Genomic DNA, 1,321 nt, shown 5'->3' with positions numbered 1-1,321 from the left:
AGGCGCTGCAGGGTCGCCAGCATCGTCGAGCCCTTCATGGGGCCGCCGTTGTCGGCGTGGAGCACGAGCGTGTGCTCGGGGACGCCCTCACGGCGGATGGCTGCGCCGATCATGTCGACCGCGAAGTCCTGCGACTCCTCCTCGTGCAGTGCCCAGCCCACGATCTTCCGGCTGTACACGTCCACCACCAGGTACAGGAGGTAGAACACGCCCCGCACCGACGAGCGCAGGTACGTGATGTCCCAGCACCACACGCGGTTCGGCGCCTCGGCCACGAGTTCCTTGGGCCGGCTCGCGCTCGGGCGTCGAGCGCGACCGCGGTGCGCAGCCTGCCCCGCCTCCTTCAGCACGCGGTAGAAGCTCGACTCGCTCGCCACGTACTCGCCGCGGTCCGCGAGCGTCGGAACGATCTGCCGCGGGCTCATGTCGCGGAACTCCGGCGAGCCCGCCACCTCGAGCACCTTCGCCTTCTCCGCCGCGCTCAGCTCGTGCGGAGGCGCCCGATGGGGACCAGCACGGCCATCGCGCCCACCGCCCTCCTCGTGGCGCCAGCGCTCCACCGTGCGCTCGCTCAGGCCGAGCACATCGCACGCCTTCTCGAGGCGCGCCCCAGCCGACACCGCCTCATCGATGAGGCCGAGCGTCATTCGTCGCTCTCCTTCGTCGTGTCGCCGTCCCCGTCCCCCCAGAGGTCCCGGACTTTTTTTTGGAGCACGAGGAGCGCTGCGGCCTCCGCCAGCGCCTTGTCCTTGCGGCGCAGTTCCTTCTCCAGCTCGCGGACCTGCCGGGCCTCCACCGACTTCGCGTACTTGCTCTGCGGTGGCCGCAGCGCGCCGAGCATCGATTCGCGCCACGCTTCGAGGTCCGCCTCGTGCAGCCCTTCGCGGCGCAGGAACGCCCCGAGCTCGCTCTCGCTCAGCTTCGCCGCCTCCACCACCAGGCGGAGCTTGTCCTCCGGGCTGCGGTCCTCCGTGCGACGGGGAGCCTTGGGGTTGGCGGTCAGATCCTTCTTCGGCGAGGTGCTCATCCCCGTCATCGTACCGGCAGCCAGCAGCCACCGTGACAGAGTCGACTGGGGGACCCCGATCTCCTTCGACAGCGCGCTCGCAGACACCGACGACGGACCGCTCATCCGCTGCACCATCTTCCGCTTGAACTTCTCCGAGTACACCTGCATCCGCTCATCGCTTCCTCCGCCCGTCAGGAACTCACAGTCACGCGACACCTCGCGCGATCAAGAGGCGACAACTTCTCTGACACAGGGGGCGGTGGAAGTCGCGCATGAAGTCGGGCAGCACGCCACGCACATCGGTCGCGACCA

2 protein-coding genes are annotated in these 1,321 nt (G+C 69.0%); both read right to left on the bottom strand.

The window, feature by feature from the left end; genetic code table 11:
- The coding region (locus EB084_25690; GenBank protein NDD31656.1) for a transposase at nt 1–647 on the bottom strand (647 nt) is incomplete at its 3' end.
- On the bottom strand, nt 644–1,177 hold the full coding sequence (locus tag EB084_25685; protein ID NDD31655.1) for a hypothetical protein: 534 nt from the start codon (nt 1,175–1,177) through the stop codon (nt 644–646). The genes EB084_25690 and EB084_25685, both read right to left, overlap by 4 nt.
- Between the last annotated feature and the right edge of the window lie 144 nt (nt 1,178–1,321).

The organism is Pseudomonadota bacterium (genome assembly GCA_010028905.1).
Lineage (GTDB): Bacteria > Vulcanimicrobiota > Xenobia > RGZZ01 > RGZZ01 > RGZZ01.
Note: the sequence above shows the minus strand (reverse complement) of the source record. Positions and strands in the feature narration are given on the sequence as shown.